This is a genomic window from Enterobacter cloacae complex sp. SHL018 (assembly GCF_049237905.1).
In the GTDB taxonomy this organism is placed as follows: domain Bacteria; phylum Pseudomonadota; class Gammaproteobacteria; order Enterobacterales; family Enterobacteriaceae; genus Enterobacter; species Enterobacter hormaechei_C.
This window is the reverse complement of the sequence record NZ_JBMKJE010000006.1, coordinates 20,311-39,245: the sequence shown is the minus strand read 5'-3', so window position 1 is coordinate 39,245 and position 18,935 is coordinate 20,311. Positions and strand designations below refer to the sequence as shown.

General features: G+C 52.8%; 26 protein-coding genes. 23 read left to right on the top strand and 3 right to left on the bottom strand.

The genetic code is table 11. From position 1 onward, the window contains the following. Nucleotides 1-4: 4 nt before the first annotated feature. Nucleotides 5-1,909: an ABC transporter ATP-binding protein gene (locus tag ACOTY5_RS19605; protein ID WP_045142204.1), complete on the bottom strand. Its 1,905-nt coding sequence runs from the start codon at nt 1,907-1,909 to the stop codon at nt 5-7. 132 nt (nt 1,910-2,041) lie between these two features. On the opposite strand from ACOTY5_RS19605, the gene kefG reads away from it, so the two are divergent. The 4 genes from kefG (at nt 2,042) to slyD (ending at nt 5,297) form a co-directional block, all read left to right on the top strand. Next, a complete protein-coding gene (gene kefG / locus ACOTY5_RS19600) occupies nt 2,042-2,593 on the top strand; it encodes a glutathione-regulated potassium-efflux system ancillary protein KefG (protein WP_003861686.1) in 552 nt (183 codons plus the stop codon). After that, nucleotides 2,593-4,398: a glutathione-regulated potassium-efflux system protein KefB gene (kefB, locus tag ACOTY5_RS19595; protein WP_032103994.1), complete on the top strand. Its 1,806-nt coding sequence runs from the start codon at nt 2,593-2,595 to the stop codon at nt 4,396-4,398. The genes kefG and kefB overlap by 1 nt, the downstream gene beginning before the upstream one ends. Before the next feature lie 13 nt (nt 4,399-4,411). Beyond that, the gene (locus tag ACOTY5_RS19590; RefSeq protein ID WP_003861689.1) at nt 4,412-4,612 is read left to right on the top strand and encodes a YheV family putative zinc ribbon protein; all 201 of its coding nucleotides are present in this window, start codon (nt 4,412-4,414) and stop codon (nt 4,610-4,612) included. 94 nt (nt 4,613-4,706) lie between these two features. Beyond that, nucleotides 4,707-5,297: a peptidylprolyl isomerase gene (gene slyD, locus ACOTY5_RS19585; protein ID WP_003861691.1), complete on the top strand. Its 591-nt coding sequence runs from the start codon at nt 4,707-4,709 to the stop codon at nt 5,295-5,297. Between the two features lie 51 nt (nt 5,298-5,348). On the opposite strand, the gene ACOTY5_RS19580 is transcribed toward slyD, so the two are convergent. Then, nucleotides 5,349-5,567, bottom strand: a complete 219-nt coding sequence (locus tag ACOTY5_RS19580) for a protein SlyX (RefSeq protein ID WP_003861693.1) — start codon at nt 5,565-5,567, stop codon at nt 5,349-5,351. Nucleotides 5,568-5,805: 238 nt separating this feature from the next. Between ACOTY5_RS19580 and fkpA the strand changes: the two genes are divergently transcribed. The 11 genes from fkpA (at nt 5,806) to bfr (ending at nt 14,007) form a co-directional block, all read left to right on the top strand. Further along, entirely contained in the window at nt 5,806-6,624 is an 819-nt protein-coding gene (gene fkpA / locus ACOTY5_RS19575; protein WP_003861695.1) for an FKBP-type peptidyl-prolyl cis-trans isomerase, read from the top strand. Nucleotides 6,625-6,791: 167 nt separating this feature from the next. Next, a complete protein-coding gene (locus ACOTY5_RS19570; RefSeq protein WP_003861697.1) occupies nt 6,792-7,514 on the top strand; it encodes a helix-turn-helix transcriptional regulator in 723 nt (240 codons plus the stop codon). Beyond that, nucleotides 7,514-7,900, top strand: a complete 387-nt coding sequence (tusD, locus tag ACOTY5_RS19565) for a sulfurtransferase complex subunit TusD (protein ID WP_003861699.1) — start codon at nt 7,514-7,516, stop codon at nt 7,898-7,900. The genes ACOTY5_RS19570 and tusD overlap by 1 nt, the downstream gene beginning before the upstream one ends. Further along, a complete protein-coding gene (tusC, locus tag ACOTY5_RS19560; protein WP_003861700.1) occupies nt 7,900-8,259 on the top strand; it encodes a sulfurtransferase complex subunit TusC in 360 nt (119 codons plus the stop codon). Before tusD ends, tusC begins: the two co-directional genes overlap by 1 nt. 7 nt (nt 8,260-8,266) lie before the next feature. Further along, nucleotides 8,267-8,554: a sulfurtransferase complex subunit TusB gene (gene tusB / locus ACOTY5_RS19555; RefSeq protein WP_015571409.1), complete on the top strand. Its 288-nt coding sequence runs from the start codon at nt 8,267-8,269 to the stop codon at nt 8,552-8,554. 124 nt (nt 8,555-8,678) lie between these two features. Then, nucleotides 8,679-9,053, top strand: coding sequence for a 30S ribosomal protein S12 (gene rpsL, locus ACOTY5_RS19550; RefSeq protein WP_000246815.1), 375 nt, complete (start codon nt 8,679-8,681; stop codon nt 9,051-9,053). Nucleotides 9,054-9,149: 96 nt separating this feature from the next. Further along, a complete protein-coding gene (gene rpsG / locus ACOTY5_RS19545) occupies nt 9,150-9,620 on the top strand; it encodes a 30S ribosomal protein S7 (RefSeq protein WP_003861706.1) in 471 nt (156 codons plus the stop codon). A 96-nt stretch (nt 9,621-9,716) separates the two neighbouring features. Beyond that, the gene (gene fusA, locus ACOTY5_RS19540; RefSeq protein WP_006812195.1) at nt 9,717-11,831 is read left to right on the top strand and encodes an elongation factor G; all 2,115 of its coding nucleotides are present in this window, start codon (nt 9,717-9,719) and stop codon (nt 11,829-11,831) included. A 69-nt stretch (nt 11,832-11,900) separates the two neighbouring features. Then, nucleotides 11,901-13,085: an elongation factor Tu gene (tuf, locus tag ACOTY5_RS19535; protein ID WP_017693880.1), complete on the top strand. Its 1,185-nt coding sequence runs from the start codon at nt 11,901-11,903 to the stop codon at nt 13,083-13,085. 178 nt (nt 13,086-13,263) lie between these two features. After that, nucleotides 13,264-13,458, top strand: coding sequence for a bacterioferritin-associated ferredoxin (bfd, locus tag ACOTY5_RS19530; RefSeq protein WP_003863268.1), 195 nt, complete (start codon nt 13,264-13,266; stop codon nt 13,456-13,458). A gap of 72 nt (nt 13,459-13,530) precedes the next feature. Next, nucleotides 13,531-14,007, top strand: a complete 477-nt coding sequence (gene bfr / locus ACOTY5_RS19525; RefSeq protein ID WP_003863270.1) for a bacterioferritin — start codon at nt 13,531-13,533, stop codon at nt 14,005-14,007. Here the strand turns inward: bfr and ACOTY5_RS19520 are convergent. After that, nucleotides 13,991-14,464 (bottom strand): prepilin peptidase, encoded by a 474-nt coding sequence (locus tag ACOTY5_RS19520; RefSeq protein WP_017383731.1) that lies wholly within the window; start codon nt 14,462-14,464, stop codon nt 13,991-13,993. The two genes, bfr and ACOTY5_RS19520, sit on opposite strands and share 17 nt — an antisense overlap. 380 nt (nt 14,465-14,844) lie before the next feature. On the opposite strand from ACOTY5_RS19520, the gene rpsJ reads away from it, so the two are divergent. From rpsJ to rpsC, 8 genes are read left to right on the top strand one after another with little or no spacing between them, the layout of a single operon-like run. Beyond that, nucleotides 14,845-15,156: a 30S ribosomal protein S10 gene (rpsJ, locus tag ACOTY5_RS19515; RefSeq protein WP_001181005.1), complete on the top strand. Its 312-nt coding sequence runs from the start codon at nt 14,845-14,847 to the stop codon at nt 15,154-15,156. A 32-nt stretch (nt 15,157-15,188) separates the two neighbouring features. After that, complete coding sequence (gene rplC / locus ACOTY5_RS19510; RefSeq protein WP_003863274.1) at nt 15,189-15,818, top strand: 50S ribosomal protein L3; 630 nt, start codon at nt 15,189-15,191, stop codon at nt 15,816-15,818. A 10-nt stretch (nt 15,819-15,828) separates the two neighbouring features. After that, the gene (gene rplD / locus ACOTY5_RS19505; protein ID WP_000424395.1) at nt 15,829-16,434 is read left to right on the top strand and encodes a 50S ribosomal protein L4; all 606 of its coding nucleotides are present in this window, start codon (nt 15,829-15,831) and stop codon (nt 16,432-16,434) included. Continuing rightward, nucleotides 16,431-16,733 (top strand): 50S ribosomal protein L23, encoded by a 303-nt coding sequence (gene rplW, locus ACOTY5_RS19500; RefSeq protein ID WP_000617546.1) that lies wholly within the window; start codon nt 16,431-16,433, stop codon nt 16,731-16,733. Before rplD ends, rplW begins: the two co-directional genes overlap by 4 nt. A 17-nt stretch (nt 16,734-16,750) precedes the next feature. Then, nucleotides 16,751-17,572, top strand: a complete 822-nt coding sequence (gene rplB, locus ACOTY5_RS19495; RefSeq protein WP_000301859.1) for a 50S ribosomal protein L2 — start codon at nt 16,751-16,753, stop codon at nt 17,570-17,572. A 16-nt stretch (nt 17,573-17,588) separates the two neighbouring features. After that, complete coding sequence (gene rpsS / locus ACOTY5_RS19490) at nt 17,589-17,867, top strand: 30S ribosomal protein S19 (RefSeq protein ID WP_001138117.1); 279 nt, start codon at nt 17,589-17,591, stop codon at nt 17,865-17,867. Nucleotides 17,868-17,881: 14 nt separating this feature from the next. Beyond that, a complete protein-coding gene (rplV, locus tag ACOTY5_RS19485; protein ID WP_002919773.1) occupies nt 17,882-18,214 on the top strand; it encodes a 50S ribosomal protein L22 in 333 nt (110 codons plus the stop codon). A gap of 17 nt (nt 18,215-18,231) precedes the next feature. Then, the gene (gene rpsC / locus ACOTY5_RS19480) at nt 18,232-18,933 is read left to right on the top strand and encodes a 30S ribosomal protein S3 (RefSeq protein WP_000529945.1); all 702 of its coding nucleotides are present in this window, start codon (nt 18,232-18,234) and stop codon (nt 18,931-18,933) included. Nucleotides 18,934-18,935: the final 2 nt, after the last annotated feature.

The window sequence follows — 18,935 nt, the reverse complement described above, 5'->3', positions numbered from 1 at the left end:
CGTGTTAGTCGGCTTGCAGCATCGCTTCCAGCTGTTCCTGCGCGTCCAGCCATGCCATTTCGCACTCTTCGAGGCTGGATTTGGTTTTCGCCTGAGTTTGCAGACAGTCCGTCAGCTCCGCTTTGCGGCTCTGATCGTACAGTTCGCTGTCGCCCAGCTTCTCTTCGACGGCAGCAAGCGTGGCGTTGAGCTTTTCCATCTCTTTTTCGAGACGGGCAATCTCTTTACGCAGCGGCTGCGTCTGGGTGCGCAGTTCCGCTTCACGGCGCTTCTGGTCTTTACGCGCCTGGGCGCTGTTGGCGTTGTCTTTCGCTGACTCTTCCGGCTGGTTTTCCTGCTTCTGCACTTCCGTCAGCCACTGCTGGTAATCTTCCAGATCGCCGTCGAACGGCTCCACTTTGCCGCCGTGCACCAGATAGAGATCGTCGGTGGTGGAGCGGATCAGGTGGCGGTCGTGCGATACGACAACCAGCGCTCCTTCGAACTCGATCAGCGCTTCGGTCAGCGCCTGACGCATGTCGAGATCGAGGTGGTTGGTTGGTTCATCAAGCAGCAGCAGGTTTGGACGCTGCCAGACGATCAGCGCCAGCACCAGACGGGCTTTTTCACCGCCGGAGAAGCGCTCGGTGTTTTCAGTCACCTTATCGCCCTGGAAGCCAAAGCCGCCGAGGTAGTCGCGCAGTTTCTGCTCCATCTCCTGCGGCGCCAGGCGCGCCAGGTGCTGGATCGGCGATTCATCCGCGCGTAAAAATTCCAGCTGATGCTGGGCGAAGTAGCCAAGCTTGATGCCTTTCGCCAGGCCGATTTCGCCGCTGACCGGGTTAAGCTCGCCCGCCAGCAGCTTGATCAGCGTCGATTTACCGGCGCCGTTACGTCCCAGCAGACCAATGCGTGAACCTGGCACCAGGTTGAGCTTGATAGAGTCGAGGATAATGCGATCGCCATAGCCCGCGCTCACTTTTTCCATTTTCAGCAGCGGGTTCGGCAGGCTTTCCGGCTCGCGGAAGCTGAAGTGGAACGGGTTATCCACGTGCGCCGGGGCGATCATCTCCATGCGTTCCAGCATCTTGATGCGGCTCTGCGCCTGCTTGGCTTTTGACGCCTTGGCCTTGAAGCGATCCACAAAGCTTTGCAGGTGCGCCACGCGCTGCTGCTGGCTTTCATACATCGCCTGCTGCTGGGCAAGGCGCGTCGCGCGCTGGCGCTCGAAAGAGCTGTAGTTGCCGGTGTATTCGAACATGCTTTGCTGTTCGATATGAATGATTTTATCCACTACCGGATCGAGGAAGTCGCGGTCGTGAGAGATCAGAATCAGAGTGCCCTGATAGCTCTTGAGCCACTTCTCCAGCCAAATAACCGCATCAAGATCGAGGTGGTTGGTTGGTTCATCGAGCAGCAAAAGGTCGGAGCGGCAGATCAGCGCCTGGGCCAGGTTAAGGCGCATGCGCCAGCCGCCCGAGAAATCGCTCACCGGGCGTTCAAGCTGTTCGTTGCTGAAACCCAGACCGTGCAGCAGGCTGGAGGCACGGGAGCGAATGGTCCAGGCATCGATGGCGTCCAGCTTGCCGTGGACGGTGGCGATGGCGTGGCCGTCGTTACGTTCGTTGGCGGCGTTGAGCTCCGCTTCGAGCTTGCGGTATTCACGATCGCCGTCGATAACATAGTCGAGCGCGGGTTCGCTCAGCGCGGGCGTCTCCTGGTTCACCCAGGCGAGCTGCCAGTTGCCCGGGAAGGTAAAGTTACCGCCATCCGCGCTTATCTCGTTTTTCAGCAGCGCCAGCAGGGTGGATTTACCGCAGCCGTTTTTGCCGACCAGCCCCACTTTCTGGCCCGGGTTGATGGTAGCAGTCGCGTTATCCAGCAGGACGCGCACGCCGCGACGAATTTGTAACGAGGAGAAAACAATCATAGAAGCGCCGTATGTTCCGACTATGTTAATTTGTCATTATGATAATGTAAGGTGTGGGCCATTTTCCCCACCGGGCCGCCATGGTAGCCCAAAACGACAACAATACACAAAAACAGAACCGGGAGGGGAGTGATGTCTCAGACAGCGAAAGTGCTGCTGCTGTATGCCCATCCGGAATCACAGGACTCGGTGGCGAACCGGGTGCTGCTTAAGCCGGCCACACAGCTCAGTAACGTAACGGTGCACGATCTCTACGCGCACTATCCTGATTTTTTTATCGATATTCCTTACGAGCAGGAACTGCTGCGTCAGCACGACGTGATTGTGTTCCAGCATCCGCTTTATACCTACAGCTGTCCGGCGCTGCTCAAAGAGTGGCTGGACCGCGTGCTGAGCCGGGGCTTCTCCAGCGGGGTGGGGGGCAACCAGCTGGCGGGAAAGTACTGGCGGAGTGTCATTACCACCGGTGAGCCGGAAAGCGCTTACCGTCACGACGGGCTGAACCGTTACCCCATGAGCGACATTCTGCGGCCGTTTGAGCTGACGGCGGCGATGTGCCGTATGCACTGGATGAGCCCGATTATTATCTACTGGGCACGGCGACAGGATCCGAAAGCACTGGCGAGCCATGCCAGGGCCTATGGCGAATGGCTGGCGTCACCGATTCCGGCGGGAGGACGCTAATGGACGGTTCGAATTTACTCCTTGCCGGGGTGCTGTTTCTGTTTGCCGCCGTCGTCGCGGTCCCGCTTGCCGCGCGTCTCGGCATTGGCGCGGTGCTGGGCTATTTGCTGGCGGGGATCGCCATTGGCCCCTGGGGGCTTGGGTTTATCAGCGATGTGGATGAAATTCTCCACTTCTCCGAGCTGGGCGTGGTCTTCCTGATGTTTATCATCGGGCTGGAGCTGAACCCCGCCAAGCTGTGGCAACTGCGGCAATCTATTTTTGGCGTCGGGGCGGCGCAGGTGTTGCTCAGCGCGGCCATTCTCGCGGGACTGCTGATGTTGACACAGTTTTCCTGGCAGGCCGCGGTGATTGGTGGGATCGGTCTTGCGATGTCGTCGACGGCGATGGCGCTTCAGCTGATGCGCGACAAAGGGATGAACCGCAACGAGGCGGGGCAACTGGGTTTTTCGGTGCTGCTGTTCCAGGATTTAGCGGTGATCCCGGCGCTGGCGCTGGTGCCGCTGCTGGCGGGATCCGGAGACGATCATTTCGACTGGATGAAGATATCCATGAAGGTGCTGGCCTTCGCGGGGATGCTGATCGGCGGACGGTTTTTACTGCGTCCGGTGTTCCGGTTTATTGCCGCATCCGGCGTGCGCGAGGTATTCACCGCCGCAACGCTGCTGCTGGTGCTTGGCTCAGCGCTGTTTATGGATGCGCTGGGGCTGTCGATGGCGCTTGGGACGTTTATCGCCGGGGTGCTGCTTGCGGAAAGCGAGTACCGCCACGAGCTGGAGACCGCCATCGATCCGTTTAAGGGGCTGCTGCTAGGGCTGTTCTTTATCTCGGTGGGTATGGCGCTTAATCTTGGCGTGCTCTATACCCATCTGCTGTGGGTTATTGCGAGTGTCGCCGTGCTGGTGGCGGTCAAAACGCTGGTGCTGTATCTCCTCGCGAGGATTTACGGGCTGCGCAGCTCGGAAAGAATGCAGTTTTCCAGCGTGTTAAGCCAGGGTGGAGAATTTGCGTTTGTGCTGTTTTCCACGGCGTCGTCTCAGAAGCTGTTCAAAGATGACCAGATGGCGCTGCTGCTGGTGACGGTTACGCTGTCGATGATGACCACCCCGCTGCTGATGAAGCTGGTGGACAAACTGCTGTCGCGCCGCCTGAATCCCGCAGACGATGAAGACGAAGCGCCGTGGGTGGAAGATGATAAACCGCAGGTGATCGTCGTGGGCTTTGGTCGCTTCGGACAGGTGATTGGTCGCCTGTTGATGGCGAATAAAATGCGCATTACGGTGCTGGAGCGCGATATCAGCGCCGTCAACCTGATGCGCAAATATGGTTATAAGGTGTACTACGGCGATGCGACGCAGCTTGAGCTGTTGCGCTCGGCGGGGGCAGAGGCTGCGGAGTCCATCGTCATCACCTGCAACGATCCGGAAGACACGATGAAGCTGGTGGAGCTGTGCCAGCAGCATTTCCCGCATCTGCATATTCTGGCGCGTGCGCGTGGACGTGTGGAGGCTCACGAACTTTTGCAGGCGGGTGTGAAACACTTCTCCCGCGAAACCTTCTCCAGCGCGCTGGAGCTGGGACGCAAGGCGCTGGTTTCGCTGGGTATGCATCCTCACCAGGCGCAACGCGCCCAGATGCATTTCCGCCGGCTGGATATGCGAATGCTGCGTGAACTGATGCCCGTGCACAGCGACACGGCGCAGATCTCCCGCGTGCGGGAAGCGCGTCGCGAACTGGAGGAGATCTTCCAGCGTGAGATGCAACAGGAACGACGCCAGCTCGACGGCTGGGATGAATTTGAATAAAGGGTAACGAAAGATGGCTGTACGTAAACGCTTTATCGCGGGCGCAAAATGCCCATCCTGCCAGGCGCAAGATACACTGGCCATGTGGCGTGAAAATAATATCGATATCGTTGAATGTGTTAAGTGCGGTCACCAGATGCGTGAGGCCGATAAAGAAGCCCGCGATCACGTTCGCAAAGAAGAGCAAGTGATCGGCATTTTTCATCCAGACTAGCGATATGCTCTGAGTTTTTTTAAGCTTAAGGGTACACGGGTGCAGATTTCCGCTACAATCTGCGCCAGCAATTTTCCCACGCTCAGGAGATATCATGAAAGTAGCAAAAGACCTGGTGGTCAGCCTGGCCTATCAGGTACGTACAGAAGACGGTGTGTTGGTTGATGAGTCTCCGGTGAGTGCGCCGCTGGACTACCTGCATGGTCACGGTTCCCTGATTTCCGGCCTGGAAACGGCGCTGGAAGGCCATGAAGTTGGCGACAAATTCGACGTTGCTGTAGGCGCGAACGACGCTTACGGTCAGTATGACGACAACCTGGTTCAGCGCGTTCCTAAAGACGTATTCATGGGCGTCGACGAGTTGCAGGTTGGCATGCGCTTCCTGGCGGAAACTGACCAGGGTCCGGTTCCGGTTGAAATCACTGAAGTGGAAGACGACCACGTTGTGGTTGACGGCAACCACATGCTGGCGGGTCAGAACCTGAAGTTCAACGTAGAAGTTGTTGCGATCCGTGAAGCGACCGAAGAAGAGCTGGCTCATGGCCACGTTCACGGTGCGCACGGTCACGATCATGACCACGATCACGGCCACGACGGCTGCTGCGGTGGTCACGGCCACGACCATGGTCATGACCACGGCCACGGTAAAGGTGGTTGCGGTAACGGCGGCTGCGGTTGCCACTGATTCCGTACTCCGGAAAATAAAAAAGCGGGATAATCCCGCTTTTTTTACGCCTCAATAATGAGGTGGTGGTGTCTCTTCTGACTGAGAGGCAATGTTTGACGGCTGCGTGGCCTTCAGCTTTTCCGTCAGCAGGCGCATGTGATCGCGCAGTTTTGCCATTTCAAGCTCATGGGCCGTCACGGTCTGGTTCAGTTCTTCGATGGTGATGTCCTGAAAAGCCAGGCGGCTTTCCAGCTCAGCCAGTCTCGCTTCGATCGTTGTATCCTTCATCATTCACCTCGTTTATCTCTCATTCGCCATAATGGACCAGCGGCGGCGAAGTTTAGCTGACTTTTTCCTTAAGTACAGTATCCATCTCCCTGACAAGAAACTTATTTAAACAAAAATAGTCTGAAAAGAAGCGACATTCGGGGGAGTCTGTCTGTAGATTTCTTCCACAACGTTTTATAGTACGTCACTCATTTACGTTTAACACTGGGGTGAGAGACCTCAGGTCCTGGAGATATGGATGAAATCACTGTTTAAAGTTACGCTGCTGGCGACCACTATGGCTGTAGCGCTCAATGCGCCGCTGTCTTTCGCTGCTGATACTGCTGCGAAGCCTGCTGCGACTACAGACAGCAAAGCGGCATTCAAAAATGACGACCAGAAATCCGCCTACGCACTTGGCGCGTCTCTGGGTCGTTACATGGAAAACTCTCTGAAAGAACAAGAGAAACTGGGCATCAAACTGGACAAAAACCAGCTGATCGCAGGGGTTCAGGATGCGTTCGCAGACAAGAGCAAACTGTCTGACCAGGAAATCGAGCAGACTCTGCAAGCGTTTGAAGCGCGCGTGAAAGGCGCCGCTCAGACCAAGATGGAAGCAGACGCTAAAGATAACGAAGCGAAAGGCAAAGCCTACCGCGACAAGTTCGCTAAAGAGAAAGGCGTTAAAACGTCTTCTACTGGCCTGATCTATAAAGTTGAGAAAGAAGGTACCGGCGACGCGCCTAAAGACAGCGACACCGTTGTGGTGAACTACAAAGGTACGCTGATCGACGGTAAAGAGTTCGATAACTCTTATACCCGCGGTGAGCCTCTCTCCTTCCGTCTGGATGGTGTGATCCCGGGCTGGACCGAAGGCCTGAAGAACATCAAGAAAGGCGGTAAAATCAAGCTGGTCATCCCACCGGATCTGGCTTACGGCAAAACCGGCGTTCCGGGTATCCCGGCTAACTCCACGCTGGTATTTGATGTAGAACTGCTGGACATCAAACCGGCGCCGAAAGCGGATGCGAAAACAGACGCACCGGCTGACGACAAAGCCGCAGCAGCTAAGAAGTAATGCTGAAAAAAACCGCCGCCTTTACAGGCGGCGGTTTTTTTATTGTGGGGCAGATATAATTAACACTGGAAAGCGTTATACACGCTGTATTAATTTAGTTGTCCGTGTAGATAATGAGCCTGCCCTGAAAACCTAACGACAGGCTCCTGAAAAGGAGTGTTTTTTTCATGTCCAGGTCGCTTTTAACCAACGAAACCAGTGAACTTGATTTGCTGGATCAACGTCCATTTGACCAGACCGACTTCGATATTCTGAAATCCTACGAAGCGGTAGTGGACGGGTTAGCGATGCTCATTGGTTCCCACTGCGAAATCGTATTGCATTCCCTGCAAGATCTTAAGTGTTCCGCTATCCGCATTGCGAATGGTGAGCACACTGGCCGTAAAATTGGTTCGCCAATCACCGACCTTGCATTGCGTATGTTGCATGACATGACCGGCGCGGACAGCAGCGTCTCAAAATGCTATTTCACCCGCGCCAAAAGTGGCGTGCTGATGAAATCAGAAACGATCGCGATTCGAAATCGCGAACACCGGGTAATCGGTTTGCTGTGCATCAACATGAACCTTGATGTGCCATTCTCGCAAATCATGAGCACCTTCATCCCGCCAGAAACGCCGGACGTGGGCTCATCGGTGAACTTTGCTTCTTCGGTTGAGGATCTCGTGACCCAGACGCTGGAGTTCACCATTGAAGAGGTGAATGCCGATCGCAACGTATCCAACAACGCCAAGAATCGTCAGATCGTCCTGAACCTCTATGAGAAAGGGATTTTTGATATCAAAGATGCCATCAACCAGGTGGCCGATCGCCTGAATATCTCCAAACACACGGTTTACCTCTATATTCGCCAGTTCAAAAGCGGCGACTTCCTGGGACAAGACAAGTAATGCGTTTTGCGTTAATGGTGACGGGCCCGGCGTACGGTACCCAGCAGGCCAGCAGCGCGCTACAGTTTGCCCATGCGCTGCTTGATGCCGGTCATGAACTGGCAAGCGTCTTCTTTTATCGCGAAGGCGTATATAACGCGAACCAGTTTACGTCTCCGGCGAGCGATGAGTTTGACCTCGTGCGCGCCTGGCAAAAATTAAACGAAACGCAGGGCGTTGACCTGCATATCTGCGTCGCGGCGGCACTGCGTCGCGGCGTGACGGATGCGACCGAAGCCGAACGCCTTGGTCTGGCGGGGGCTAACCTGCAACCGGGCTTTTCGCTCAGCGGACTAGGTGCCCTGGCACAGGCGGCGTTGACCTGCGACAGAGTGGTGCAATTTTGATGAAGCGCGTAGCGTTTGTTTTTACTTCTGCGCCGCATGGCAGCGCTTCAGGCCGGGAAGGGCTGGATGCATTGCTCGCGACATCGGCTTTAACCGAAGATATCGGCGTCTTCTTTTTAGGCGATGGCGTATTCCAGCTTCTGGCAGGCCAACAACCGCAGGCCATTCTTGCGCGCGACTACATTGCGACCTTCAAAGTTCTGCCGCTCTATGACATTGAAACCTTCTATGTGTGCGCCGACTCGCTGGCCGCGCGTGGGTTAAACGAGAAAACACCGTTCGTGCTGGACGTGACGATCCTGACATCTGCTGCGCTGCGCGAACAACTCTCTCACTACGATACCGTTCTGACTTTCTGAGGCTGTCATGCTCCATACCCTGAGCCGTTCACCGTGGCAATGCGATATCGACACGTTACTGAGCATGCTGCGCGAAGGTGATGATCTGCTGCTGATTCAGGATGGCGTGCTTGCGGCGCTTGAAGGCAGCCGTTTTGTTGAAATCCTCGCTAATGCCCCCATAACAGTCTCTGCGCTGAAAGAGGATCTGGATGCGCGGGGTCTTTCTGGTCAAATTTCAGCCAAAATTGACGTGGTTGGCTATACTGATTTCGTCAATCTTACTGTGACGCACGCCAGTCAAATGAACTGGTGATTTGAGATCGCTGTATATTTCTTGACACCTTTTCGACGTAGCCCTAAAATTTCGCGTCCTCATATTGTATGAGGTCGTTTTATTACGTGTTTACGAAGCAAAAGCTAAAACCAGGAGCTATTTAATGGCAACAGTTAACCAGCTGGTACGCAAACCACGTGCACGCAAAGTTGCAAAAAGCAACGTGCCTGCGCTGGAAGCCTGCCCGCAGAAACGTGGCGTATGTACTCGTGTATATACCACCACTCCTAAAAAACCAAACTCCGCACTGCGTAAAGTATGCCGTGTGCGTTTGACTAACGGTTTCGAAGTGACTTCCTACATCGGTGGTGAAGGTCACAACCTTCAGGAGCACTCCGTGATCCTGATCCGTGGCGGTCGTGTTAAAGACCTTCCGGGTGTTCGTTACCACACCGTTCGTGGTGCGCTGGACTGCTCAGGTGTTAAAGACCGTAAGCAGGCTCGCTCCAAGTACGGCGTGAAGCGTCCTAAGGCTTAATGGTTCTCCGTTAAGTAAGGCCAAACTGATTTATCTTAATGTCAAACTAAACTCGTAGAGTTTTGGACAATCCTGAATTAACAACGGAGTAATCCCATGCCACGTCGTCGCGTCATTGGTCAGCGTAAAATTCTTCCAGATCCGAAATTCGGATCAGAACTGCTGGCAAAATTTGTAAATATCCTGATGGTAGATGGTAAAAAATCTACCGCAGAAGCAATCGTATACAGCGCGCTGGAGACCCTGGCTCAGCGTTCTGGTAAAAATGAACTGGAAGCCTTCGAAGTCGCTCTCGACAACGTGCGCCCGACTGTAGAAGTTAAGTCTCGCCGCGTTGGTGGTTCTACTTATCAGGTTCCAGTTGAAGTTCGTCCGGTTCGTCGTAATGCTCTGGCAATGCGTTGGATCGTTGAAGCTGCTCGTAAACGCGGTGATAAATCCATGGCTCTGCGTCTGGCGAACGAACTTTCTGATGCTGCGGAAAACAAAGGTACCGCAGTTAAGAAACGTGAAGACGTTCACCGTATGGCAGAAGCCAACAAGGCGTTCGCACACTACCGTTGGTAATCCCTTCGGAGTCGTAGTCACCAGGCGGGCGCTTCAGAGAAGCCGCCCGCTCTGGGTAACTTAACTGAACGCCTAAAGATATAAACGAGGAATCAAATGGCTCGTACAACACCCATCGCACGCTACCGTAACATCGGTATCAGTGCGCACATCGACGCCGGTAAAACCACTACTACCGAACGTATTCTGTTCTACACCGGTGTAAACCATAAAATCGGTGAAGTTCATGACGGCGCAGCCACCATGGACTGGATGGAACAGGAGCAGGAGCGTGGTATTACTATCACCTCCGCAGCGACTACTGCATTCTGGTCAGGTATGGCTAAGCAGTACGAACCGCATCGCGTAAACATCATCGACACCCCAGGGCACGTTGACTTCACCATCGAAGTAGAACGTTCCATGCGTGTTCTTGACGGCGCGGTAATGGTTTATTGCGCAGTTGGTGGTGTTCAGCCACAGTCTGAAACCGTATGGCGTCAGGCAAACAAATATAAAGTTCCACGCATCGCGTTCGTTAACAAAATGGACCGTATGGGTGCTAACTTCCTGAAAGTTGTTGGCCAGATCAAAACCCGTCTGGGCGCGAACCCTGTTCCGCTTCAGCTGGCAATTGGTGCTGAAGAAGGTTTCACCGGCGTTATCGACCTGGTGAAAATGAAAGCCATCAACTGGAACGAAGCAGATGCGGGCGTTACCTTCGAATACGAAGATATCCCGGCAGAGATGCAGGACCTGGCTGACGAATGGCACCAGAACCTGATCGAATCCGCAGCAGAAGCTTCTGAAGAGCTGATGGAGAAATATCTGGGTGGTGAAGAACTGTCTGAGCAAGAGATCAAATCTGCTCTGCGTCAGCGCGTTCTGAACAACGAAATCATCCTGGTAACCTGTGGTTCTGCGTTCAAGAACAAAGGTGTTCAGGCGATGCTGGATGCGGTAGTTGACTACCTGCCATCCCCGGTTGACGTTCCTGCGATCAACGGCATCCTGGACGACGGTAAAGATACTCCGGCTGAGCGTCACGCAAGTGATGACGAGCCGTTCTCTGCACTGGCGTTCAAAATTGCTACCGACCCATTCGTGGGTAACCTGACCTTCTTCCGCGTTTACTCTGGTGTGGTTAACTCCGGTGACACCATCCTGAACTCCGTGAAAGCGGCGCGTGAACGTTTTGGCCGTATCGTACAGATGCACGCTAACAAACGTGAAGAGATCAAAGAAGTTCGTGCGGGCGACATCGCTGCTGCTATCGGTCTGAAAGACGTGACCACTGGTGACACCCTGTGTGACCCGGATCACCCGATCATTCTGGAGCGTATGGAATTCCCTGAGCCGGTAATCTCCATCGCAGTTGAACCAAAAACCAAAGCTGACCAGGAAAAAATGGGTCTGGCTCTGGGCCGTCTGGCGAAAGAAGACCCATCATTCCGCGTATGGACTGATGAAGAATCTAACCAGACCATCATCGCTGGTATGGGTGAACTGCACCTGGACATCATCGTTGACCGTATGAAGCGTGAATTCAACGTTGAAGCGAACGTGGGTAAACCTCAGGTTGCTTACCGCGAAGCGATTCGCGCGAAAGTTACCGATGTTGAAGGTAAACACGCTAAGCAGTCTGGTGGTCGCGGTCAGTACGGTCACGTTGTGATCGACATGTACCCACTGGAGCCGGGCTCTAACCCTAAAGGTTACGAGTTCATCAACGACATCAAAGGTGGTGTAATTCCTGGCGAATACATCCCTGCCGTTGATAAAGGCATCCAGGAGCAGCTGAAAGCTGGTCCTCTGGCTGGTTACCCGGTTGTAGACATGGGTGTTCGTCTGCACTTCGGTTCTTACCACGACGTTGACTCCTCTGAACTGGCGTTTAAACTGGCTGCGTCTATTGCCTTTAAAGAAGGCTTTAAGAAAGCAAAACCAGTTCTGCTTGAGCCGATCATGAAGGTTGAAGTAGAAACTCCTGAAGAGAACACCGGTGACGTTATCGGTGACTTGAGCCGTCGTCGCGGTATGCTGCGTGGTCAGGAATCCGAAGTAACTGGCGTTAAGATCCACGCTGAAGTTCCGCTGTCTGAAATGTTCGGATATGCAACTCAGCTGCGTTCTCTGACCAAAGGTCGTGCATCATACACTATGGAATTCCTGAAGTATGATGATGCGCCGAACAACGTTGCTCAGGCCGTTATCGAAGCCCGTGGTAAGTAATCCACAGGATTAAAACCTAAGTCCCGTGCTCTCTCCGAAGGGGAGAGCACTATAGTAAGGAATATAGCCGTGTCTAAAGAAAAATTTGAACGTACAAAACCGCACGTCAACGTTGGTACTATCGGCCACGTTGACCATGGTAAAACTACCCTGACTGCTGCAATCACCACCGTACTGGCTAAAACCTACGGCGGTGCTGCTCGTGCTTTCGACCAGATCGATAACGCACCAGAAGAAAAAGCTCGTGGTATCACCATCAACACCTCTCACGTTGAGTATGACACCCCGACTCGCCACTACGCACACGTAGACTGCCCAGGCCACGCCGACTATGTTAAAAACATGATCACCGGTGCTGCGCAGATGGACGGCGCGATCCTGGTTGTTGCTGCGACTGACGGCCCTATGCCTCAGACTCGTGAGCACATCCTGCTGGGTCGTCAGGTAGGCGTTCCTTTCATCATCGTGTTCCTGAACAAATGTGACATGGTTGATGACGAAGAGCTGCTGGAACTGGTAGAGATGGAAGTTCGTGAACTGCTGTCTCAGTACGATTTCCCAGGCGACGACACTCCAATCGTTCGTGGTTCCGCGCTGAAAGCGCTGGAAGGCGAAGCAGAGTGGGAAGAGAAAATCATCGAACTGGCTGGCTACCTGGATTCTTACATCCCAGAACCAGAGCGTGCGATTGACAAGCCATTCCTGCTGCCAATCGAAGACGTATTCTCCATCTCCGGTCGTGGTACCGTTGTTACCGGTCGTGTAGAGCGCGGTATCATCAAAGTTGGTGAAGAAGTTGAAATCGTTGGTATCAAAGAGACTGCGAAGTCTACCTGTACTGGCGTTGAAATGTTCCGCAAACTGCTGGACGAAGGCCGTGCTGGTGAGAACGTTGGTGTTCTGCTGCGTGGTATCAAACGTGAAGAAATCGAACGTGGTCAGGTTCTGGCGAAGCCAGGCTCAATCAAGCCACACACCAAGTTCGAATCTGAAGTGTACATTCTGTCCAAAGACGAAGGCGGCCGTCATACTCCGTTCTTCAAAGGCTACCGTCCACAGTTCTACTTCCGTACAACTGACGTGACCGGTACCATCGAACTGCCAGAAGGCGTAGAGATGGTAATGCCAGGCGACAACATCAAGATGGTTGTGACGCTGATCCACCCAATCGCGATGGACGACGGTCTGCGTTTCGCAATCCGTGAAGGCGGCCGTACCGTTGGCGCGGGCGTTGTTGCTAAAGTTCTGGGCTAATTAATTATCCCTGAAATAAAAAGGACGCTCCGGCGTCCTTTTTTGTTTTCTGCCGTTGGGGCATTGTCATAAAAATTCGCATTTTTTGCTTTCTCCCGCCACGTATTCCGACGCCCGCGCTATTGTAATCATAACCATTCTCACTTACACTTTGCGCATATTTTGAACGGGAGTCTTTATGTACGTTTGTTTATGTAATGGTGTAAGCGACAAAAAAATTCGTCAGGCCGTTCGCCAGTTTCAACCACAATCTTTCCAGCAGCTTCGCAAGTTTGTTCCGGTGGGAAATCAATGCGGTAAATGCGTTCGCGCAGCGCGTGAGATCATGCAGGACGAACTGATGCAGATCCCGGAATTCAAAGAGATCGCGTAAGCCTCTATCTTTTTTTTGACATCCCCGTAGCCCGATCTACGCTTCAATGAGTGGAAGCGGAGGGACTATATAATGAAAGGTGATGTTAAAATCATAAGTTATCTCAATAAATTATTGGGAAATGAGCTTGTCGCAATCAATCAGTATTTTCTCCATGCAAGAATGTTTAAAAACTGGGGACTGACTCGCCTCAACGATGTTGAATACCATGAGTCCATTGATGAAATGAAACACGCCGATAAATACATTGAGCGTATTTTATTCCTCGAAGGCATTCCTAACCTACAGGATCTCGGAAAACTGGGCATCGGAGAAGATGTCGAAGAGATGCTGCGTTCTGATCTCCGGCTGGAGCTGGAGGGTGCAAAAGATCTGCGTGAAGCCATTGCCTATGCGGACAGCGTACATGACTACGTCAGCCGCGATATGATGATCCAGATCCTGGCCGATGAAGAAGGGCACATCGACTGGCTTGAGACCGAACTAGATCTCATTAGCAAAATTGGCCTACAGAACTACCTTCAGTCTCAGATCAAAGTGGAAAGTTAATCAGGCTTTCCCAGCCAACGCATAAACCCGCTGCCGCCAGAAATGGCCCAAAAGGCAGTGGGTTTTTTAATGCCTGCTTATCAGGGGTAAACAACGAGAAAGCAACCAGATACAGCAGAGCCATTAACGCGGCCACTAATGCCAGTATTGGTAGTACACACCAGCCATGCCATGCCCCCAGCGCCGCCAGATATTTTATGTCGCCATATCCCATCCCTTCACGTCGGCAGATGAGCCGGTATCCCCAATAGATAATGGCGAATCCGGCATATCCTGTCATCGCACCCACTACCGCGCTCGGCAAAAAATCAGGATGGAGACAAAGCTGGTAGAGCAGGCCCGTCCATAGCAGCGGGCAAAGAAATTTATCGGGAAGAAGCCCCGTGCGAATATCGGTGCGAACAAGCAAGGCCGATAACGCAAAATAGATCAGCAGAAAGGGGAGGGACAGTAGCATAGCGAGAGCCTCAAAATGGTTTGAGCGCATACTCGTAATAATCTGCATGCCCGGCAATGTGTAAAAACAGCAATTGCGTAGCGGCTTCAGACAAAGAGTAGAGAAGGGATACTTTGCATAAAAAATTGCGCGGCCTTACGTATAGTACGTCTTTGGCGCTTAATTTCTAAACGGCACTTGCGTCTTTCTCTGATTTACGTATAATGCGCGGGCTTGTCGTAATTGACGGCGGGTTCAATCTGAACCAGAGTAGCTCACTTTGTTACTCAACAATGCTCCCAATTGGGGAGCTACGTAAGAACGGTTACACTCTCCCATCAATCGTAATGGGTTTGAGGAGTAATCATTTTCGTTTATAAAATAATTGGAGCTCTGGTCTCATGCAGAACCAAAGAATCCGTATCCGCCTTAAAGCGTTTGATCATCGTCTGATCGATCAATCAACCGCGGAAATCGTCGAGACTGCTAAGCGCACTGGTGCGCAAGTCCGTGGTCCGATCCCGCTGCCGACCCGCAAAGAGCGCTTTACCGTTCTGATCTCTCCGCACGTTAACAAAGATGCGCGTGATCAGTACGAAATCCGCACTCACAAGCGTCTGGTTGACATCGTTGAGCCAACTGAGAAAACCGTTGATGCTCTGATGCGTCTGGATCTGGCTGCCGGTGTAGACGTGCAGATCAGCCTGGGTTAATCAGGTCATCGAGCGATTGAGAGGTTGAAACAATGATTGGTTTAGTCGGTAAAAAAGTGGGTATGACCCGCATCTTCACTGAAGATGGCGTTTCTATCCCAGTAACCGTAATCGAAGTTGAAGCAAACCGCGTTACTCAGGTTAAAGATCTGGCTAACGATGGCTACCGCGCTATTCAGGTTACCACTGGTGCTAAAAAAGCTAACCGTGTAACCAAACCAGAAGCGGGTCACTTCGCTAAAGCTGGCGTTGAAGCTGGCCGTGGTCTGTGGGAATTCCGTCTTGCTGAAGGCGAAGAGTTCACCGTAGGTCAGGACATTAGCGTTGAGCTGTTTGCTGACGTTAAAAAAGTTGACGTAACCGGTACCTCTAAAGGTAAAGGTTTTGCTGGTACCGTTAAGCGCTGGAACTTCCGTACCCAGGACGCTACTCACGGTAACTCCTTGTCTCACCGCGTTCCGGGTTCTATCGGTCAGAACCAGACTCCGGGCAAAGTGTTCAAAGGCAAGAAAATGGCAGGTCAGCTGGGCAACGAACGTGTAACCGTTCAGAGCCTGGACGTAGTACGTGTTGACGCTGAGCGCAACCTGCTGCTGGTTAAAGGTGCGGTCCCGGGTGCAACCGGTAGCGACCTGATCGTTAAACCAGCTGTGAAGGCGTAAGGGGATAGCAATGGAATTAGTATTGAAAGACGCGCAGAGCGCGCTGACTGTTTCCGAAACTACCTTCGGTCGTGATTTCAACGAAGCGCTGGTTCACCAGGTTGTTGTTGCTTATGCAGCTGGTGCTCGTCAGGGTACTCGTGCTCAGAAGACTCGTGCTGAAGTAACTGGTTCAGGCAAAAAGCCATGGCGCCAGAAAGGTACCGGCCGTGCGCGTTCAGGTTCTATCAAGAGCCCGATCTGGCGTTCAGGTGGCGTGACCTTCGCTGCGCGTCCACAGGACCACAGTCAAAAAGTTAACAAAAAGATGTACCGCGGCGCGCTGAAAAGCATTCTGTCCGAACTGGTACGTCAGGATCGTCTGATCGTTGTCGAGAAGTTCTCTGTTGAAGCGCCTAAAACTAAGCTGCTGGCACAGAAACTGAAAGACATGGCTCTGGAAGATGTGCTGATCATCACCGGTGAGCTGGACGAGAACCTGTTCCTGGCCGCGCGTAACCTGCACAAGGTTGACGTACGCGATGCGACTGGTATCGACCCGGTTAGCCTGATCGCCTTCGACAAAGTCGTAATGACTGCTGATGCTGTTAAGCAAGTTGAGGAGATGCTGGCATGATTCGTGAAGAACGTCTGCTGAAGGTGCTGCGCGCACCGCACGTTTCTGAAAAAGCGTCTACTGCGATGGAAAAAACAAACACCATCGTTCTCAAAGTTGCTAAAGACGCGACCAAAGCAGAGATCAAAGCTGCTGTGCAGAAACTGTTTGAAGTCGAAGTCGAAGTCGTTAACACCCTGGTAGTTAAAGGGAAAGTTAAACGTCACGGACAGCGTATCGGTCGTCGTAGCGACTGGAAAAAAGCTTACGTCACCCTGAAAGAAGGCCAGAACCTGGACTTCGTTGGCGGCGCTGAGTAAGTCGGAGGAGTAATACAATGGCAGTTGTTAAATGTAAACCGACATCTCCGGGTCGTCGCCACGTAGTTAAAGTGGTTAACCCTGAGCTGCACAAGGGCAAACCTTTTGCTCCGTTGCTGGAAAAAAACAGCAAATCCGGTGGTCGTAACAACAATGGCCGTATCACCACTCGTCACATCGGTGGTGGCCACAAGCAGGCTTATCGTATTGTTGACTTCAAACGCAACAAAGACGGTATCCCAGCAGTTGTTGAGCGTCTTGAGTACGATCCGAACCGTTCCGCGAACATCGCGCTGGTTCTGTACAAAGATGGCGAACGCCGTTACATCCTGGCCCCTAAAGGCCTGAAAGCTGGCGACCAGATTCAGTCTGGCGTTGATGCTGCAATCAAAGCAGGCAACACCCTGCCGATGCGCAATATCCCGGTTGGTTCTACCGTTCATAACGTAGAAATGAAACCAGGTAAAGGCGGTCAGCTGGCGCGTTCCGCGGGTACTTACGTTCAGATCGTTGCGCGTGACGGTGCTTATGTCACCCTGCGTCTGCGTTCTGGTGAAATGCGTAAAGTCGAAGCAGACTGCCGCGCTACTCTGGGCGAAGTTGGCAATGCTGAGCATATGCTGCGCGTTCTGGGTAAAGCTGGTGCTGCACGCTGGCGTGGTGTTCGTCCTACCGTTCGCGGTACTGCGATGAACCCAGTCGACCACCCACATGGTGGTGGTGAAGGTCGTAACTTTGGTAAGCACCCGGTAACTCCGTGGGGCGTTCAGACCAAAGGTAAGAAGACCCGCAGCAACAAGCGTACTGATAAATTTATCGTACGTCGCCGTAGCAAATAATTTTAGAGGATAAGCCATGCCACGTTCTCTCAAGAAAGGTCCTTTTATTGACCTGCACTTGCTGAAGAAGGTAGAGAAAGCGGTGGAAAGCGGAGACAAGAAGCCCCTGCGCACTTGGTCCCGTCGTTCAACGATCTTTCCTAACATGATCGGTTTGACCATCGCTGTCCATAATGGTCGTCAGCACGTTCCAGTCTTTGTTACCGACGAAATGGTTGGTCACAAACTGGGTGAATTCGCACCGACTCGTACTTATCGCGGCCACGCTGCTGATAAAAAAGCGAAGAAGAAATAAGGTAGGAGGAAGAGATGGAAACTTTAGCTCAACATCGCCATGCTCGTTCTTCTGCACAGAAGGTTCGCCTTGTTGCTGACCTGATTCGCGGTAAGAAAGTGTCGCAGGCCCTGGACATCCTGACCTATACCAACAAGAAAGCTGCGGTATTGGTCAAGAAAGTACTGGAATCTGCCATTGCTAACGCTGAACACAACGATGGCGCTGACATCGACGATCTGAAAGTCGCGAAAATTTTCGTAGATGAAGGCCCAAGCATGAAGCGCATTATGCCGCGTGCGAAAGGTCGTGCAGATCGCATCCTGAAGCGCACCAGCCACATTACTGTGGTTGTGTCCGATCGCTGAGACTCTGGAGACTAGCAATGGGTCAGAAAGTACATCCTAATGGTATTCGCCTGGGTATTGTAAAACCATGGAACTCTACCTGGTTTGCGAACACCAAAGAATTCGCTGACAACCTGGACAGCGATTTTAAAGTACGTCAGTACCTGACTAAGGAACTGGCTAAAGCGTCTGTATCTCGTATCGTTATCGAGCGTCCAGCTAAGAGCATCCGTGTGACTATTCACACTGCTCGCCCTGGCATCGTTATCGGTAAGAAAGGCGAAGACGTAGAAAAACTGCGCAAGGTCGTAGCGGATATCGCTGGCGTTCCTGCACAGATCAATATCGCTGAAGTTCGTAAGCCTGAACTGGACGCTAAATTGGTTGCTGACAGCATCACTTCTCAGCTGGAACGTCGTGTTATGTTCCGTCGTGCTATGAAGCGTGCTGTACAGAACGCAATGCGTCTGGGCGCTAAAGGTATCAAAGTTGAAGTTAGCGGCCGTCTGGGCGGCGCGGAAATCGCACGTACCGAATGGTACCGCGAAGGTCGCGTACCGCTGCACACTCTGCGTGCTGACATCGACTACAACACCTCTGAAGCGCACACCACTTACGGTGTAATCGGCGTTAAGGTATGGATCTTCAAAGGTGAGATCCTGGGTGGTATGGCTGCTGTTGAACAACCGGAAAAACCGGCTGCTCAACCTAAAAAGCAGCAGCGTAAAGGCCGTAAATAAGG

Coding starts and splice junctions, on each gene's coding strand:
- ACOTY5_RS19605 (WP_045142204.1), bottom strand. CDS start 1,909: ATGATTGTTTTCTCCTCGTTACAAATTCGTCGCGGCGTGCGCGTCCTG.
- kefG (WP_003861686.1), top strand. CDS start 2,042: ATGTCTCAGACAGCGAAAGTGCTGCTGCTGTATGCCCATCCGGAATCA.
- kefB (WP_032103994.1), top strand. CDS start 2,593: ATGGACGGTTCGAATTTACTCCTTGCCGGGGTGCTGTTTCTGTTTGCC.
- ACOTY5_RS19590 (WP_003861689.1), top strand. CDS start 4,412: ATGGCTGTACGTAAACGCTTTATCGCGGGCGCAAAATGCCCATCCTGC.
- slyD (WP_003861691.1), top strand. CDS start 4,707: ATGAAAGTAGCAAAAGACCTGGTGGTCAGCCTGGCCTATCAGGTACGT.
- ACOTY5_RS19580 (WP_003861693.1), bottom strand. CDS start 5,567: ATGAAGGATACAACGATCGAAGCGAGACTGGCTGAGCTGGAAAGCCGC.
- fkpA (WP_003861695.1), top strand. CDS start 5,806: ATGAAATCACTGTTTAAAGTTACGCTGCTGGCGACCACTATGGCTGTA.
- ACOTY5_RS19570 (WP_003861697.1), top strand. CDS start 6,792: ATGTCCAGGTCGCTTTTAACCAACGAAACCAGTGAACTTGATTTGCTG.
- tusD (WP_003861699.1), top strand. CDS start 7,514: ATGCGTTTTGCGTTAATGGTGACGGGCCCGGCGTACGGTACCCAGCAG.
- tusC (WP_003861700.1), top strand. CDS start 7,900: ATGAAGCGCGTAGCGTTTGTTTTTACTTCTGCGCCGCATGGCAGCGCT.
- tusB (WP_015571409.1), top strand. CDS start 8,267: ATGCTCCATACCCTGAGCCGTTCACCGTGGCAATGCGATATCGACACG.
- rpsL (WP_000246815.1), top strand. CDS start 8,679: ATGGCAACAGTTAACCAGCTGGTACGCAAACCACGTGCACGCAAAGTT.
- rpsG (WP_003861706.1), top strand. CDS start 9,150: ATGCCACGTCGTCGCGTCATTGGTCAGCGTAAAATTCTTCCAGATCCG.
- fusA (WP_006812195.1), top strand. CDS start 9,717: ATGGCTCGTACAACACCCATCGCACGCTACCGTAACATCGGTATCAGT.
- bfd (WP_003863268.1), top strand. CDS start 13,264: ATGTACGTTTGTTTATGTAATGGTGTAAGCGACAAAAAAATTCGTCAG.
- bfr (WP_003863270.1), top strand. CDS start 13,531: ATGAAAGGTGATGTTAAAATCATAAGTTATCTCAATAAATTATTGGGA.
- ACOTY5_RS19520 (WP_017383731.1), bottom strand. CDS start 14,464: ATGCTACTGTCCCTCCCCTTTCTGCTGATCTATTTTGCGTTATCGGCC.
- rpsJ (WP_001181005.1), top strand. CDS start 14,845: ATGCAGAACCAAAGAATCCGTATCCGCCTTAAAGCGTTTGATCATCGT.
- rplC (WP_003863274.1), top strand. CDS start 15,189: ATGATTGGTTTAGTCGGTAAAAAAGTGGGTATGACCCGCATCTTCACT.
- rplD (WP_000424395.1), top strand. CDS start 15,829: ATGGAATTAGTATTGAAAGACGCGCAGAGCGCGCTGACTGTTTCCGAA.
- rplW (WP_000617546.1), top strand. CDS start 16,431: ATGATTCGTGAAGAACGTCTGCTGAAGGTGCTGCGCGCACCGCACGTT.
- rplB (WP_000301859.1), top strand. CDS start 16,751: ATGGCAGTTGTTAAATGTAAACCGACATCTCCGGGTCGTCGCCACGTA.
- rpsS (WP_001138117.1), top strand. CDS start 17,589: ATGCCACGTTCTCTCAAGAAAGGTCCTTTTATTGACCTGCACTTGCTG.
- rplV (WP_002919773.1), top strand. CDS start 17,882: ATGGAAACTTTAGCTCAACATCGCCATGCTCGTTCTTCTGCACAGAAG.
- rpsC (WP_000529945.1), top strand. CDS start 18,232: ATGGGTCAGAAAGTACATCCTAATGGTATTCGCCTGGGTATTGTAAAA.